The following is a 15,235-nucleotide window of genomic DNA, read 5'->3' on the forward strand; positions in this document are numbered from 1 at the left end:
GGGTCACTGGTTGCCGAAGAGCTTCGAGATGGCGCGCAGGAAATCAACTGCGGATTCGGTGTTCTCGATGGTGTCGCCGGGTGCCAGCATGGTGTCTTCGGCACCCGGGCTCACGCGGAGGTGGGCGCCCCCCATCAGTCCGTCGCTGGCTACCGAAACATAGGAATCGCTCGGCAGCTGGACCGCGGGTTCCAGCATCAGGGTGACCACCGCCTCGTAGGTGTCCGGATCGATGGCCTGGCTGACGACCGTCCCGACGGTGATGCCACTGACGCGAACGGGAGCGCCCACGGTGAGGCCCCCGACCGACGCAAAGCGGGCCGAGAGCTCGTAGCCGCCGCTGGTCTGCAGCGCGGTACGCTCGTGGGCATAGACCAGGAAGAACGCCGCTGCCACCAGGACCACGGCACCGAGGAGCGTTTCAAGAGCGTTTCGGGACAGGGGGAGTCTCCTCGTCAAGTGCGGGCGTCCACGGCTGGTACGGACGCGGCGACGGGGGAGTGGTGCCGAGCAGCGAACCTGGCGGGCGGTGGGCCTCCGCCGTTCCGGTCAGATTCGGGCGGTGCGGTCGCTGCCAGGGATAGGGGGCGGGCGCGCCTTCGATGGGCGGCTGGTCGGTCGTGTGCGTGAGCCACGCCTGCCAGAGCGGTGGTACGGCGGACCCTTCGGCGGGTCCTCGGTAGAGCACCCAGCGCCGTTCCCGATCACCAACCAGCGGGCGCCCCCGGTAGTACCGATTGCCGAATTCGTCGACGCCGACCCTGGTGCCAAAGAGCTGGACGGTGAGCCAGATTGCCGGACTGTTGGACACGTTTGCTACTTGCTCGTTCCATGCCCGGAGACGGGTCGCACGTCACCCCTCCGGAAGCACACGAGGTCCCTAAATTGCCGCCGTTCGCCAAGTGTGGCAGGAATCGACGGGAACCGCACGCCCTAAATGTATCGTGCCGCCCGTTTCTTGCCGAGTTCAGGAATTCCAGATGACCGGTCCATTGATGCCCAAGGCGACGGCCCTCTGGCTGATCGACCACACGACGCTGACCTTTGAACAGATCGCGCAGTTTTGCCAATTGCACGTGCTCGAGGTGCAGGGAATCGCCGATGGGGATGTGGCCGCCGGCGTGGCAGCCCGGAATCCGGTGGTCAGCGGCGAGGTGGAGCAGGCGGAGATCGATCGCTGTCAGCAGGATCCCTCAGCCCATCTGACAACCAATCCGAACCTGAACGTGGATGACGAGGCCCGCCGCACGGGACCGCGCTACACGCCGGTAGCCCGTCGTCAGGATCGTCCGGATGCGGTGGCTTGGCTGCTCCGGCAACATCCGGAATTGAGCGACTTCCAGATCGGCCGGCTGGTAGGGACCACCAAGGGGACCATCGACAAGATCCGGAACCGGGAACACTGGAATTCGCCCAACATCACGCCCCGTGATCCGGTGTTGCTGGACTTGTGCAGCCGGGCCGAATTGGTGGAGGCGGTCGAGAAAGCACGCAAGTCGAAACGCTGGCTCGACCGGGAGCGGGCACGAGAGGAAGAGGAACAGCGAAAGGCGGCCGAGGACACGGCCGAGCCCATGCTCTTACGGTCGCTGGCCGAGCGGCAGGCCGAGCCTTCCGAGTAGGAGCTGTCCCGCGTCCCGTGGGAGTAAGCTGCGCTGACGCCTGCGCCTACATCCGGGTGACGTGCCTTCGGCGAATTTCCCCATGCCGTCGATGCCGGACGGATCGACGCCGTCTACTGTCGCCATCCCGCGGGTATCCGAGCGATCCAATGTCGGCCCAAGCGCGCCCGCTCGGGCCTTCAGACACCGGACCAACGTCCCAGTAGTGACGATCACGCCGCCGGTTGACAGGTCAATCCGTATCAGTGGATCGACTTGATGGCGGCTGCGGACAAGGCGCGAAAGTCCGAACGGTGGCAGGAAGCGCAGGACTTTTCCGAAGAGACAAGTCTCTCGGCGACGGCACCGTTGGGTGCTCTGGAACGGGGCAGGCGCGCGTGCCCTGCCCCGTTCGGAATCAATGGTTACTGGGAAACGAACGCCGCCATTTCCTTGGCGCCAGCCTCGTAGATACCGTTCAGTGTGGCGGCAAGATCGTCTGCCGCGGCCATGTCGGGCATGGCAGCGCGATCGAACACGCCCGTCCAGCTCACGATGCTCGTTCCTGCTTCTGCGCCGGCTCTCACCATGAAGGTGCCATGGTACTGGATACCGGCAAGAAAACCGGCGGTCATCGCATAGGTGTAATGCATCGGCCCATTGGCGACCATCGGTTCCTCCACCACTTCGCCGTTGGCCAGTTCAAGGCGTCGGACGGAGCCCATGCCGCCGTCGCCGGCAATGATCTCGCAGCTCACGACGAGGCTAAGGAAGTCCGCGAGGTTGCAGAAGCCGCCAACGCTGGCCCATGCGTCCGCCGGCGCAACCTGCACCGTCTCTTCGCTGTGAATGACCTCGATGTCGGCGGCGAGTGCCGGGCTCAGGCTGGCAACAAACATGACGGCGGCAAAGAGTGCGGCAGCGGCACCGCGGACCAGATGGTTCATGAGAAGTGCTCCTTGGCGAGGGACGGCCCCAGGCTGTGGAAAGGGGGCGACGGATTCGCGTGATTGGACTGCACGGATATCGTGCGACGCCACGATAGCATGACCGAACAAATGCCCGCGAATCTCCTTGGTGACGCTGGGGAAGCATCCGATGCGCGGTCTCAGCGTTCCTGCCGGTCCCCCGCAGGTTCCTCCGCATCGCCGCTGTCGCATGGTGTCCGGCCGAGAGGCTGGCGGCAATGGTGGTGCTTTGGTACGGCGGCAACGCGGTCGATGCTGCCGTTGCCGGCGCCGCGATCCTCGCGGTTGTGTAGCGCCATTCGACGGACATTGGCGGGAGAGTCTTCTGTCTCTACGCGCCCGGCGCGTCGCGTTGGCCGAAGCCCTCCAGACGGCGGTCAACCCGCTGGACGGCGGAGCCAGACGCCTGGCGGCGGCCGATCCTGGTTCCGCTGGTCCGTGCCGAACCGCCGGCCAGCTGGCTCCGGGGCTTGGCGCGCGGGCGAACGGGAGCACCGTATGCCGCGTGACAATGGCCCGTATGTCCCGGAGATCCGTCACCGATTGGAATTATCCGGTCCCGCTGGGGATGCCGGGGTCGGCCGTCCGCCGCGCCCGCGAACCGCAGGCTTTGACTCGCACAGGCGATCGTGGCAAAGGGGCGTCCCCTCCGCACCGATTTCCACGAAGGACTTGTATCGTGCCGGAACTCGATCTTGGAGAGAAACGCGCATGCAGCGACTGCGGCATTCTCTTCTTCGACCTCAACAAGTCACCGCCCAAGTGCCCGAAATGCGGAAACGAGGTCCGAATCATGCAGCAGAGGACGGCGGCGGCCGTGCAAAAGACCGACGTCGCCAGTGATGACGTCGTGGACGACGCTACCGACGAGACCAAGCAAGAGGAAGATGAGTTCGAAGACGACACCGATAGCGTGACGCTCGGACCCTCTCCAAAGCCGACCATCGAGGACGAAGCACTGGAGGACGAATAGCGCCGACAGGTTGCACGCCTGCATTCGTTTGCACACAATCCAGCCAACCCGCCGGAGGATCGGGGCCGTAGCTCAGTTGGGAGAGCGCGTGAATGGCATTCACGAGGTCAGGGGTTCGACCCCCCTCGGCTCCACCATCCGGAATCGAGATTGTTCGCATGAGTTGATCGAAACGATCATTTCATGGTTAACCTAGAGTTTGGGCACAACTAATGGTTAACGGCGGCAAGCTGTGAAACACACCGAAATTTTTCATAAAGTGCAAACTTGAAGTTTCCACGAATCCGACCACGTCATTCGACATCTCCAACGCGCACGCTGACTGGACTGGCGCGGTTCGCATGACCGAATTCCGCCTAGTGCTCGAGACCTACGCCAACGCTGTCCGCAGCGGCTGGCCGGCCGCCGACTTGGAACGAGCGATCCTGCATGACCTTCCACGCCGGTTCCACGGCCTGCCGGCCGAGGCCCAGGCTGGCGTCCTCGCAACGGCTCCGTCGCTGACCCACACCCGCTGGGATGCGCTGATCGCGGCCATGATCGAGCACGTCGCCCGGCTGCATCGCCACGACCTGCCGGCCTGGATCGACGAACCCGAGCGTTTCCTGGACCGTACCTGGGTACTCCCCGACATCCCGTTCATGCGGCGGAACGCGATCCTGTACGCACCGGCTGCCTTCATCCGCCACGGGGCGCTGCCGGACCCGCGCGACTTGGATGCCCGCGGTGGAGAGCGCCATGCCTGGGTCCCGTAATCCGCCCGGCGCGCTTGACCGCGACACCCTGCTCCAGCTCTTCGAGGAACTTGCGGATGCACTCGCGCAAGCGCGGGTCCGCGCCTGCATCTACATCATCGATGGGGCAGCGATGACCATGGCCTACCAGCGCGACCGCACCACGCAGGACGTCGACGCCCGGATCGACGACGGCCACCAGGCCGTGCTGACGGCGGTCAGCACCATTGCCCGACGGCACGGACTGCCGACCACTTGGCTGAACGAACAGGCCACCGCCTACCTTCCGGCGGCGCCCGACCAACGGGTTCCGGTCGTGTTCGACTCGCCGCACCTGATCATCACCGGTGCCTCGGCCGAACACCTGCTGGCCATGAAGCTGGAGGCCGCGCGGCGCACCGATCAGGCCGACATCGCCACGCTGCTCCGGACCCTTGACATCCAGGACGCGAACGCCGCCATGGCGATCCATGCTGATCTGTTCCCGCATTCGGAGCAGGCAGGCCGAGCCCGCAAGATCCTCGACACCATGTTGGCGGAACCGGGCCGGTGCTGACCCGTGCGCCTGAGAGCAGCAGTCTGAAATACACTGGCGTTTTCCGCACGTCGGTTCGGCCGCGCCCTGCAAACTTCCGATTTCTGGACGGCGAAGTTGAAGGTGCGTTTCAGACAGGGCGCCTGCTCATAAGCTGAAGATCCCGGAACTTGAGCCGGTCCCTCAGCAAGCCTTGAGCCGCACACTCGATTTCATGGGCGAACAGATAAGGATCACGCAGGGCGTGCTTGCCATCCTCGTGTTGGCCAGCGTCTGCGAACAGCCTGGCTAGCCGCACCACTCCACGAGCAACAGGTACAAGCCAATGCGGTATTAGTGACCGCCCTCGAATAGATACGCGAGGAGACCGAACGGACGGCCGACAGCGTTGAGCGCGCGCATCGAGCGTGCCAGCGGACAGCCGGAGACTGGTTCTGGCCGGGGCAGTCATTGAGAGAAACTTGTGCAGATTCCAGTTCGGCCAAAGACCCGATTCAAGGTTTGGCGGCACCGGATTCCGGCGGGTGCCGAGGACCTCAAGGGAGGCGCTTACACCATGCACGGGAAGCGGATAGTGCTGCTCAACAGCTTTCCCGCAGAGAAACGATACGTAGTTATTGTCTGCATACGCGATGGGAAGACGCTCCACCTTGCGATTGATGCGACCATCTACACGGCCATGATCGGGTGCTCGGGGCGACGGCTACGCGGGGCGGGCTGTCGCTCGAGAAGCGACGACGGGGCTACATGCCTGCCAGCATCCCGCCGATGCAGATGTCGCGGCTCTCTTCGTAGACAGCGAGCCTCTCCGCGCGGGGTCGGCCAGTGACGGACGGCGCGAAGAACGCGGAGTCCGGTGGAAACGTTGGGACAAGATGAACAGGAGCAAAACGCTCAGGGCGGCGCGGCGCAGACAGCGGAGCGATGCGGCCGTCCGCAGAGGCCGGTTTCGGTCCTAACGGCCGAGGACGGTGTCGATGCCCGCGAGCAGCAGACCGAGCTTGGCCGACGAAATCCGGCCCGTGCGTTCTTCGAGGAGCGACCGGTCGAGCGCGACGATCTGTGTCGCGTTCGCGACGGAATCTTTCGGCAGCCCCGTCATCGCGGCGGTCAACCGCACGTTGCCCGGCGCGTCCTCCCACCGAAGGTTGCTCGTGAGCGGGATGCACACCGCCGTGGCCAGCCGGCTCCGGTTCAGCGCATCGCCCTGGACGACGACGACCGGCCGGCGGAAGCCCGACCCCGACCTCGTCGGCTCGGGTAACTCGGCCCAGCACACATCGCCCTGGGTGATCACCATTCGGTGTCGGTGAGCACCCGCCTGCCGGCGGCAGCGAGGAAGGCGTCATCGTTCCCTCCGACCTGGCCGCATACCCGGTTCATCGCGTCGGTGACCTCGTCTTGCGCATGGCGCGCGAGATATTCGTCGAGCGCCGCCGCGTAGACTTCGCTTCGGGACCGGCGTCCCTGCGAGGCCAGTCGTTCGGCGCGAGCGAAAATGTCGTCGGGGATGGACACGGCTGTTTTCATACCCGCAGTATAACCACCTCCCATGGCGGACGGTCAAGGTCGAGGGGTTCTGGACTAGGTTCAGCGCGCCCACGCAACTTCCAGGCGTCGTCGGCGACCAGATCCGCACGGTCGTGGCCCGGCCGGCGCAGGGACACGACATGTCAGTAACGTCATACTCGGGCGCCGGCACACTGCCGGCAAGCGCTGGACGGTCGAGATTGCCGAGGAGTTCGAGCCTGAGTTATTCGCGGTGCAGCAATTGGCTTGCGGGTCTTGACGAAGGCATAGGACAGACGAAGTTGGAGTGGCCTCCGGCGGCGGCGTCGAAGTCGGCGCGCCATTCGGGGTCGATCATGGCCTTACCGGACAAAGTCGCTCTCGGGGCGTGGGCGGCAGAACATGCGGAGGACGGTGCCGGGCCGGACATGATACCCGCGGGGCGTGCCAGTTTTTCTCGGCGACAGCCGTCGGAACGCGGTCAGGCGGCTCTGCATGGCAAGCAACCTGGTGGTCCCCGCGGGCGCGGTTGCCGGGCGGGCCGCTGAACTCTCAGAAGTGCAAACGGCCAAGACCCCACAAGGGACAAACAGCGACAACTTACGTGGTGTTTGACTGGAGGCGCGACCACGGGCGGCGGTCGGTGGGCGACACTAATGTCGGTGTCTCACGATTGAAACAGCACGCAAGACGGAGTGGGGGCCGCTACTCCAGCGGCTGGACGATCGTGAACGCCCCCCGGATGTCTCCTGCCGCGAAGCCGCGCGCCTGATCGACCGGATACAAGGCGTCAAGCTGGGCAATGATCTCCGGCGCAATACTGCTGCCATGGCATGTCGTACAGACCTCTTGCGTGATGATGGCCTTCATATACCGGAAGTTGCGATGACCGTCGCCAGCCACGATTTCGGCGTGGTCCAGCGTCTTCGGGTCGGCCCCGGCCGCCTTGCGGGCTTCGAAGTCCTGAAGGACGGCCATTTCCCACGCATCGGGTGCATTGTCGGGGTTCCTGAGCTTCAGGCTGGTCCGTCCGACGCGCCATCCGCGGGCCGAGGATTCCGCTTGTGCAATGCCGGGCGCGGCCAAATTGCACACTTCGATTGCGGCCACCGGCCCGCCGTCGGCCATGGCCAGTGACAGCTGTTCCTTCAGCGCACCCACAAACGACTTGATCACATCCCGGCTGGCCGCCGTGCGTGCGGCCACGTCGTCATCGGCGAACGCAGGGTTGAGGACGACAAGAAGACCAAGGACGGCCAGAAACACTCGCATAAGCGACCTTCGACGGTGGTTCGCGATCCAGCTTATCAAAATCGCGGCTCACGGACGTCCGTCCCGGCAACGCACTGGATCGGCGCGACTCGTCGGCCGGCCGCGAATCGCTTGCCGGTGGTCGCAGCATGTTGCCGTGCAGCAGGCCAGGGCGGGTTCGCAAACGGCACCGGGCCCGGTTCGGCAACGAAGCCGAATGGCCGGGACGGACGTCGGGGAACGAGCGGCCCGGGCCGGCTCAGAGGATCTGAGCCATGCAATTACTGCATACCATGGTCGCAAAAGTTCGCACGGATATTTCTGAAATCTGCTGAGTTTTGGGCATTGCTCATCATGCAGAAATTGCATGACTTCCTTGACTCCTTTTCGATGCAGGTGGAGCGTGTATGGCTTGGAAAAGGCCTGCACCTGACCGATCCGGCAACGGGGCATGGCCTCGGACGGAATTGATCCGTGAAGACAAGCACGATCGTGGCATTGCTGATGGCCGTCGTCATCGTGGCGGGGCTCGGGGTTTGGGGCACCGTTTGGTGGCAGGAGCGCCGCCATTTCGAGGTCACCGACAACGCCTACGTGCGCGGCAGCATCACGATGATTGCTTCCCGCATCAGCGGCTATGTCACCGAAGTACCTCCGCCGACGCACACGCATGTCCATCCCGGCGACGTGCTGGCGGTGTTCGAAACCGAGCCCCTGGAAGCGGTTGTGGACGAGCGGCGAGCGAGTGTCGAGGTGGCCTCGGCAGCCATGTCCGCTGCCCTCGCCGAGGTGGAAGCCGCCAACGCCGCAGGTGCCGCCGTGGCCGGCCACCGGGTTACGACCGAAGCCCGCAAGGTGGCGAAGCAGGTTGAAGTGCGCAGCGCTGAGGCCCGGGCGGCTTCGCTGGAGGCCGAGCGCGACCACGCAGCCATGGACGCCGAGCGGGCGGAGACCTTGTACGACGCGCGTTCAATCAGCCGCAGCGGTCTGGATGACGCCAGGACCCGGCTGGTGCGCGCCGAACACGATCTCCAGGCCGCCATCGCTGACGCCGCCAAGCTCCGCAGCGAGCTTCTGGTGCTCGATGCCGAGATCGCCGAGCTGGACGCGGAGGCCACGGAACGCGAAGCCAACCTGAGCCGGGCGAACGCCCGCCACCAGAGTGCCGCCGCCGCACTCGAAAGCGCGAAGGCCAAGCTGGAGGCGGCGGAACTGGACTTGGCGTCGACCGAAGTGCGCGCGCCGATCGAGGGTTTCATCGCCAACCAGACGGTTGAGCCGGGCTTCTACATCGAGGAAGGCTGGCCGATGATGGCAGTGGTGCCGCTGCACAGCATCTGGGTTACGGCCAATTTCAAGGAAACGCAGCTGGAACGGCTGCGCGTCGGGCAGGAAGTGCGAATCGAGGTCGATGCGTTCCCGGACCATCCGATCACCGGCCACATCCTGAGTTTCGCGCCGGCAAGTGCCGCGTCGTTCTCGCTGCTGCCGCCGCAAAACGCATCCGGCAACTTCGTGAAGGTCGTGCAGCGAGTGCCTGTCAAGATCCGGTTCCAGACGCCGGAAGCCCTCACCAACCGGATCGTGCCCGGCATGTCGGTCGTGGTCGCGGTTGACACTCGTACGGCGCCGCAGGGTGCAGCCCTAGCGGAGCGCACACCGTAAGCACGCCCTCCGTCCTGCCGCCAGCAATCGATGTCGGCGGACTGACACCATCCGGCCGTCTCGCCTTCTGGGCGATGACCGGCGGGATGTTCCTGAACCTGATGGGGGTTCAGAATCTGGCCATCGCGTTCCGGCACATCCAGTCGGGTCTGGGGGCCGGACCGGACGAGGTCAGCTGGATCATCACGTCGTTCCTGATCGCGGAAGTCGTGATGCTCGCGATGTCCGGGTGGCTGCTGCGGGTGCTGTCGATCCGCTGGATGTTCACGATGTGCGCGGGCGGGTTCACCGTCGGGTCGGTCCTCTGTGCGCTCGCTTGGGACATCAATTCCGCCGTAGCCTTCCGCGCCGTTCAGGGGCTGTTCGGCGGCGGCATCATGCCGTGCGTCTTTTCGGTGATGTTCACGCATTACCGACCGGAGGCCCGCGATCGCGTGAGCATGCTGGTCGGGCTCTTCGCGACCGCCGCCAGCGCGCTCGGCCCCATCCTCGGCGGCTTCATCGCCGAGTCCCTGTCGTGGCGCTGGATCTTTCTGTCCAACGTGCCGTTCGGCATCGTCGTGACCCTGCTCGGCGCGTCGCTCGGCCGATACGACTCGCCGGAGACGGGCCTCTGGAAACGGGCGGACCTGCCAGGGATCGTGCTCGCGATCCTGGTCCTGGGCCCGGGCCTGGTCGTGCTGGAAGAGGGTCGCCGCGCCGACTGGTTTGCCTCCGACCTGATCACCTCACTGACCGCGGTGTCGGCCATCGCCCTCCTGCTGTTCCTGGCCCGCGAACTCACGTGCAAGAATCCGGTGGTCGACCTCTCGGTGTTCAAGACGCGGAACTTCGCGCTCGGGAGCGCCGTCGTGTTTTGCTGGGGCGTCGTGCTGTTCGCTCCGGGATACCTGCTCCCCGTATTTCTTGCCCGGGTGCGCCTGCTCGACAGCATCGTCATCGGGCAGATGGTGTTCGTGCTCGGGGTCGGCCAGTTCCTGTCCGGTTTCATCACGCTCGCGCTGTTCCGGATCTGGCCGCGCCGGATCGTGGCCCTCGTCGGCATCCTGATGATGGGCACGGGCACCCTGATGCAGGGCTTCATGTTTGCCGGACCGGGTTTCTGGGATGTGTTTCCGGCGCAGACCGTGCGCGGCCTCGCCGCGCAGCTGACGTTTCTCCCGATCCTGAACCTGGCGCTCGGCTATCTGGGGCCCGACCGCATCAAGAACGCGTCGGGCTTGTTCAACCTGATCATGCGGCTCGGCGCGGCGGTCGGGATCGGCGCGATGAACTCCATCCTGGAAGCCAGAATCCAGCACCACTACACCCATCTGTCGGACGTTGCCCGGAACTCGGCCGCCGTGGCCCACGACTGGCTGCGGATGCTCTACCGCGGCCTGGAACCGACGGTGTCAGACTCGTTTGCTGCCGTCCGGGGAACGGCGGGTTACATCTACCTGGTTGCGGAACGCGAGGCGATGGTCCTGGCGTTCAACGAATCGATGCTGGGGCTTGGTGCAGCAATGCTGCTGCTGGCGCCTTCGGTGCTGTTCCTCAAGAGCATTGCAGGAATCCAGCCGACGCGGCGGCGCGGTGCCGATAGTAGGGTACGTGGCCCGTGAAGCACTGCACGACAGGTTCCATGCGGTTGCACGGTGCGAGCATGTCATCGCTTCGCGCCGACAGTCGTGAAACGGTCAAGACTTCGCGCTAAGGTCACCCTGCCCCATGCAAAACGCCACCCGCTTCCTGCTTGACGACTCCCACGCCGGCGTCGGCCCGGACGATGTTCCGTCCGTCTTCCGGCTCCGCCAGCAGTTCCCGCGCCCGATCGAGCCGGATCTTGTCGCGGCGGTGCGGCGGGAGATGGCGCCGGTGGTCGCCGCTGTGTGGCCCGGCCAGCGCATCGTGGTGACGGGTTCGAGCCGGGGCATCGCGAACCTCGCAACCGTAGTGCGCGAGTGCGTGGGCGCGCTGCGCGATGCGGGCGCCCGTCCCATCGTCGTCCCCGCGATGGGTAGCCACGGCGGCGCGACGGCCGACGGGCAGGCGCGGGTGCTGGACGACATCAACGGCATCACCGAGGCGAGCGTCGGCTGCCCCATCGAGTCGAGCATGGAGGTGGTGCAGATCGGGACCACCGCCAGCGGTTTCCCGGTGTACCAGGACAGGATCTGCCACGAAGCGGACGGCGTGCTCGTGGTCAATCGCGTCAAGCCGCACACCGGCTTCACCGAACGGGTGGAGAGCGGCATCTGCAAGATGCTCGTGATCGGCATGGGCAAGCAGGCCGGTGCGTCGAAGATCCACCATCAGGCGTTGCGGCTGGGCATGGGCCGGCTCGTGCTCGAAGCGTCCCGCATGATCGTGGAATCCGCCCGACCGCGGCTGGTCGGGGCCATCGCGCTCGTGGAGAACGCATTCAAGGAGACCGCCGTCGTCCAGGGCGTGCCGGTGGGACGCTTCGACGCGCTTGTCGAGGCGGAAGGCGAGTTGCTCGAACGCGCCTACTCGCTTCTGCCCCGGCTTCCGTTCGAGGATCTCGACGGCCTCATCGTCGACGAGATGGGGAAGAACGTGAGCGGTGCAGGCATGGACACCAACGTCATCGGGAAGAAGGATGGCATGACGAGCCCGCGGATCGGCGCCATCTACGTGCGCGGGCTGACCGAGGACACCCACGGCAATGCGGTCGGCCTGGGAAACGCCGACATCATGCCGCGCTCGCTGCTTCCGCACGTCGACCTCAACTCCACGTACATGAATGCGTTCACCGCGAAGCGCCTGTCCGTCTGCAAGGTACCGATGCTGGTGGAGAACGAGCTGCAGGCATTGCAGGTCCTGCTCAATTTCCGGGCCGAGGAGGATCCAGCGTCGCTCCGGCTCGCGTGGATCCGCAACACGTCAATGCTCGACGAGATGTGGGCCTCGGAGGCGCTGCTCGGCGAGGCGCGCGCCGCTTCGAACATCGAAGTGCTGTCTGCGCCGGCCCCGATCCGCCTCGACGACGCGCTCGCGCTCGCTGCTCCCTGACGAGGGCCTGCTTCCCCGCCATCGCTATGTCCTGCACCCGCCGGATCGCCGGGAAGGTGCCCGCCGTCGTCTTCTCACCCCCCGCCCAGCACATGGCACCGAACCGGGACAAGAGTGATCCCTTTCGTTTAGAGGACCGACTATTGAAGGTTAATCCATTAACATACAATAGCGGGACGCCTTGTTGCAGGAATTCAAATAAGGGCTTGTCCGTCGTGTGGCGCGGTCAAACGGACAGCCACAGCCTGCCGAAATTCGGCTTGGAGCCTGTCAAGGCGTTCGTGCCGCCGCGCCGCCGGGGTCGTGCTGCGGTGAGCCGAGCGATCAGTGCGACAGCAGCACCGGGACCGTCATGCTCTTCAGCAGGTCTCGCGTGACTCCGCCGAGCCACAGCTCCCGCACGCGGGCATGGCCGTACGCACCCATCACAAGGAGATCGATCCCGGCGTCTGAAATCCGATTGAGGATCAGGTCGGAGATCGGCACGTCCGGAGCGTTCAGCTTCTCCACAGACACGTTGACGCTGTGCCGCGCGAGATGCCGTCCGAGATCCGCGCCGGGGACGGGACCGTGCCGGTCGCCTCGCTCCTCTGGGTCCACCGAGAAGATCACAACCTCGGCCGCCTGCTGCATGATGGGGAGTGCGTCGGCTACCGCCCGGGCGGATTCCCGGCTCGCGTCCCACGCCACCATTACGCGCTCGCCCACCTTCGGATAGGTGCCGAAGTGGGGAACCACGATGACCGGTCGCCCGCTCGCAAGGAGGACGTGCTCGGCTAGGTCCCGGGATGCCCCGAAGGCACCGCCTTCGCGCCCACTCTGTCCGATGACGGCGATGTCTGCGTGCCGGCTGAAGAGGGCAGTCGTCCTGACCGGGTCGCCCTCCGTGGAATGCCATTCATGGGCGACCCCCGCCGCCTGCGCGCTTCGTTCAAACCCCTCGCGGACCCGTGCATGGGCCGCGTCCTCCGTCCGTCGCCGTGTGTCCAGATCTCCCGAAAACACGTCTGCGGCGGCGTACCCGGCGAACGACAGGTCGTCTCGAAGCATCATCCCGATCGCGTGTGCCTCGTGGCGGGCGGCCAGCCGGATCGCGTACTGCACGCGCTCCTTGCTTTCAAGCGTGTCGTCCGCCACCACGAGAATGTCCTTGTAAGCCATCGCGTACTCCTCGCAGCTGCCTCAGCAGCCGTTCTTGAACTCTTGTGGAAGTAGCACCGCGCCGCCGGCGCAGGATCACAACGTCCGGGCGTCAGCCTCTCCGGACGGGTGATCGGCGCCAATCGATTGGCCTGGCGGAAATTTAGTGCACGGCGGGGTCGGCGGCCAAGCAGGTCGTCTGGAGCGCGCGCGTTCCGCCACTTGGCCGATCTTCGGTCGGCACATGCCGGCGCACGATAGCTGTGACTTTCAGGATGAGACGAGTTGGAAACGCCGGTTGGCTGCCTGGGATCCCCGAGCCCGGCATGCTTTCGCGTCGCTGCACGAACACCGAGCGCGCTTCACCGAGTGGCCCGAGATTACACGTCCACGTTCAAGCTACGGGCCGGCCGCGTCCCGACGGGAGCGGGCGGCCGTTCACGCGGCGGCGCGCTCCCCCCGGTACAACCCCGGCGTGCCCCGCAAGCTGATCCGCCACAGGAGACGCTCGGTCCCGGGACCGTCCGGATCGTCCATCGGAGCCGCGGAGTGCATGGTCATCTGGGTGTCCCAGATGCCGATATCGCCGACCTCGTACTTGTGCGCGTAGATGTACTTGTCCTGCACGCAATGGTCCTTGAGCGACCGCAGGAGGGCGTCCGAGGCCTTTTGAGGCATGCCTTCGATGGCGCGAGGCGTGCCGCTGACGGCGTACAGCGTGCGCTCGCCCGTGATCGAATGAGCGCGCACCAGCGGATGCAACACGGGCGGCACAGTGGCTGCCTGCGCGTCGGTGAGTTGCTGGGTCGGGTGTTCACTGTCGCGGCCAGCCGTCGCCCCGTAGCAGTGAACCGCGACCAGTTTGTCGACGCGTGCGCGCGTGTCCTGGTCAAGACCGTCGTAGGCGGCCTTCATGTCGAGAATTCGGGTCTCGCCGCCCACATCGGGGACCTTCTGGGCGTACAGCATGGTCGCGCTGGCAACTTCGGCCTCGTAGGACTGGTCCGTATGCCAGAAGACGGCGGTGTTCCGGCTGTACTCCCGCCAGCGTCGCGTCACGTTTCCTACTTCGAGGAGATCCGGGTAGCCCGGCATCCGTGCCGTATCGATGACGTGCTGGATAGGGACTCCCCACTGGCGGCCGAACCGGAGATACGCGTCCTTGTCGCAGTTCTGCTGCTTCAGGACCAGCAGGCGATGCCGGTAGAGTGCCTGCGACAGCGTGAGGAATTCGTCGTCACTTACACCTGCCTTGAGGTCCACGCCATGGACGGCTTGGCCGAACGGGCCGTCGAGCGCTTCGAAACGAATCATGGAGAGACCCTCGTTTCGATAAGATCCGATAGGCGGGACCCCATGGTGGCGTCGAGTTCGGCTCTGTGCAACTGTGCGGGCGTTGAAGGGGGCTGGTGAATGTTGACTGGAAACCTCGGAGCCACCCGGCGGATCTTCACCAGCCTGGGGGAGCGGCCAGAAGGGAACCGGCCCATCTTTGCTGCTGGAGACGGCTGGTACAACACACTCGGGCGCACTGTCACATCACAGTTGTGCGACTCGAGATCACCAAACTTTTCATCCACGATATCGTCGTGATCAGGATCAACATCGCCGAGGCAAAGGCTCATTTTTCGCGGTATATCGAGGCCGTCGAACGGGGCGAGACGGTAATTGTCTGTCGCCGCAACGTTCCGGTTGCCGAAATTCGGCCGCTGTTGCAGGTGTCACACCAACGGCGGCCTGTCGGCATTGACGCGGTATGCAGGTGCCCGCTAGCTTCTTTGATCCCCTCCCCGACGACTTGCTCGCCGCCTTCGAGGGCATGGCCGGTAGAGAGTGAGGCTATT

At 65.2% G+C, this 15,235-nt stretch carries 15 protein-coding genes and 1 tRNA gene; 8 read left to right on the forward strand and 8 right to left on the reverse strand.

Annotated features, from left to right (window positions below; translation table 11 throughout):
• Positions 1-3: 3 nt before the first annotated feature.
• Positions 4-459: an outer membrane lipid asymmetry maintenance protein MlaD gene (gene mlaD / locus OXH60_05535; GenBank protein ID MDE0711580.1), complete on the reverse strand. Its 456-nt coding sequence runs from the start codon at positions 457-459 to the stop codon at positions 4-6.
• Positions 422-811 (reverse strand): NADH-ubiquinone oxidoreductase subunit NDUFA12 family protein, encoded by a 390-nt coding sequence (locus tag OXH60_05540; GenBank protein MDE0711581.1) that lies wholly within the window; start codon positions 809-811, stop codon positions 422-424. The genes mlaD and OXH60_05540 overlap by 38 nt, the downstream gene beginning before the upstream one ends.
• A gap of 169 nt (positions 812-980) precedes the next feature.
• Here OXH60_05540 and OXH60_05545 point away from each other — a divergent pair, with 169 nt between their 5' ends.
• A complete protein-coding gene (locus OXH60_05545; GenBank protein ID MDE0711582.1) occupies positions 981-1,622 on the forward strand; it encodes a DUF1013 domain-containing protein in 642 nt (213 codons plus the stop codon).
• A gap of 404 nt (positions 1,623-2,026) precedes the next feature.
• Here the strand turns inward: OXH60_05545 and OXH60_05550 are convergent, their stop codons facing one another.
• A complete protein-coding gene (locus tag OXH60_05550; GenBank protein ID MDE0711583.1) occupies positions 2,027-2,548 on the reverse strand; it encodes an SRPBCC family protein in 522 nt (173 codons plus the stop codon).
• A 700-nt stretch (positions 2,549-3,248) separates the two neighbouring features.
• Here OXH60_05550 and OXH60_05555 point away from each other — a divergent pair.
• From OXH60_05555 to OXH60_05570, 4 genes are all read left to right on the forward strand, one after another.
• Positions 3,249-3,542: a TIGR02300 family protein gene (locus tag OXH60_05555; GenBank protein ID MDE0711584.1), complete on the forward strand. Its 294-nt coding sequence runs from the start codon at positions 3,249-3,251 to the stop codon at positions 3,540-3,542.
• Between the two features lie 61 nt (positions 3,543-3,603).
• Positions 3,604-3,679: transfer RNA gene (locus tag OXH60_05560), tRNA-Ala, on the forward strand.
• Positions 3,680-3,883: 204 nt separating this feature from the next.
• The gene (locus tag OXH60_05565) at positions 3,884-4,297 is read left to right on the forward strand and encodes a hypothetical protein (GenBank protein ID MDE0711585.1); all 414 of its coding nucleotides are present in this window, start codon (positions 3,884-3,886) and stop codon (positions 4,295-4,297) included.
• Entirely contained in the window at positions 4,281-4,832 is a 552-nt protein-coding gene (locus tag OXH60_05570; protein ID MDE0711586.1) for a DUF6036 family nucleotidyltransferase, read from the forward strand. The genes OXH60_05565 and OXH60_05570 overlap by 17 nt, the downstream gene beginning before the upstream one ends.
• A gap of 934 nt (positions 4,833-5,766) precedes the next feature.
• Here OXH60_05570 and OXH60_05575 read toward each other — a convergent pair.
• The 3 genes from OXH60_05575 to OXH60_05585 form a co-directional block, all read right to left on the reverse strand.
• Positions 5,767-6,111 (reverse strand): type II toxin-antitoxin system PemK/MazF family toxin, encoded by a 345-nt coding sequence (locus OXH60_05575; GenBank protein ID MDE0711587.1) that lies wholly within the window; start codon positions 6,109-6,111, stop codon positions 5,767-5,769.
• Positions 6,105-6,329: a hypothetical protein gene (locus OXH60_05580; GenBank protein ID MDE0711588.1), complete on the reverse strand. Its 225-nt coding sequence runs from the start codon at positions 6,327-6,329 to the stop codon at positions 6,105-6,107. Before OXH60_05580 ends, OXH60_05575 begins: the two co-directional genes overlap by 7 nt.
• A 696-nt stretch (positions 6,330-7,025) precedes the next feature.
• On the reverse strand, positions 7,026-7,592 hold the full coding sequence (locus OXH60_05585) for a DUF3365 domain-containing protein (protein ID MDE0711589.1): 567 nt from the start codon (positions 7,590-7,592) through the stop codon (positions 7,026-7,028).
• A 453-nt stretch (positions 7,593-8,045) separates the two neighbouring features.
• Here OXH60_05585 and OXH60_05590 point away from each other — a divergent pair, with 453 nt between their 5' ends.
• The 3 genes from OXH60_05590 to OXH60_05600 all read left to right on the forward strand — a co-directional run bounded on the left by OXH60_05590 (position 8,046) and on the right by OXH60_05600 (position 12,251).
• A complete protein-coding gene (locus tag OXH60_05590) occupies positions 8,046-9,236 on the forward strand; it encodes an HlyD family secretion protein (GenBank protein MDE0711590.1) in 1,191 nt (396 codons plus the stop codon).
• 74 nt (positions 9,237-9,310) lie between these two features.
• Complete coding sequence (locus tag OXH60_05595) at positions 9,311-10,840, forward strand: DHA2 family efflux MFS transporter permease subunit (protein ID MDE0711591.1); 1,530 nt, start codon at positions 9,311-9,313, stop codon at positions 10,838-10,840.
• Between the two features lie 244 nt (positions 10,841-11,084).
• The gene (locus OXH60_05600) at positions 11,085-12,251 is read left to right on the forward strand and encodes a lactate racemase domain-containing protein (GenBank protein MDE0711592.1); all 1,167 of its coding nucleotides are present in this window, start codon (positions 11,085-11,087) and stop codon (positions 12,249-12,251) included.
• Positions 12,252-12,575: 324 nt separating this feature from the next.
• On the opposite strand, the gene OXH60_05605 is transcribed toward OXH60_05600, so the two are convergent.
• Both OXH60_05605 and OXH60_05610 read right to left on the reverse strand, forming a co-directional pair.
• Positions 12,576-13,412: a universal stress protein gene (locus OXH60_05605; GenBank protein MDE0711593.1), complete on the reverse strand. Its 837-nt coding sequence runs from the start codon at positions 13,410-13,412 to the stop codon at positions 12,576-12,578.
• Between the two features lie 417 nt (positions 13,413-13,829).
• Positions 13,830-14,705 carry a TauD/TfdA family dioxygenase gene (locus tag OXH60_05610; protein MDE0711594.1) on the reverse strand — a complete coding sequence of 292 codons (876 nt, stop codon included), beginning with the start codon at positions 14,703-14,705 and terminating at the stop codon, positions 13,830-13,832.
• Positions 14,706-15,235 lie beyond the last annotated feature (530 nt).

The sequence above is a fragment of the Rhodospirillales bacterium genome, from assembly GCA_028824295.1.
GTDB lineage: Bacteria > Pseudomonadota > Alphaproteobacteria > TMED109 > TMED109 > VXPW01.

Coding starts and splice junctions, on each gene's coding strand:
- OXH60_05545 (MDE0711582.1), top strand. CDS start 981: ATGACCGGTCCATTGATGCCCAAGGCGACGGCCCTCTGGCTGATCGAC.
- OXH60_05550 (MDE0711583.1), bottom strand. CDS start 2,548: ATGAACCATCTGGTCCGCGGTGCCGCTGCCGCACTCTTTGCCGCCGTC.
- OXH60_05565 (MDE0711585.1), top strand. CDS start 3,884: ATGACCGAATTCCGCCTAGTGCTCGAGACCTACGCCAACGCTGTCCGC.
- OXH60_05570 (MDE0711586.1), top strand. CDS start 4,281: ATGCCTGGGTCCCGTAATCCGCCCGGCGCGCTTGACCGCGACACCCTG.
- OXH60_05575 (MDE0711587.1), bottom strand. CDS start 6,111: ATGGTGATCACCCAGGGCGATGTGTGCTGGGCCGAGTTACCCGAGCCG.
- OXH60_05585 (MDE0711589.1), bottom strand. CDS start 7,592: ATGCGAGTGTTTCTGGCCGTCCTTGGTCTTCTTGTCGTCCTCAACCCT.
- OXH60_05595 (MDE0711591.1), top strand. CDS start 9,311: ATGACCGGCGGGATGTTCCTGAACCTGATGGGGGTTCAGAATCTGGCC.
- OXH60_05600 (MDE0711592.1), top strand. CDS start 11,085: ATGGCGCCGGTGGTCGCCGCTGTGTGGCCCGGCCAGCGCATCGTGGTG.
- OXH60_05605 (MDE0711593.1), bottom strand. CDS start 13,412: ATGGCTTACAAGGACATTCTCGTGGTGGCGGACGACACGCTTGAAAGC.
- OXH60_05610 (MDE0711594.1), bottom strand. CDS start 14,705: ATGATTCGTTTCGAAGCGCTCGACGGCCCGTTCGGCCAAGCCGTCCAT.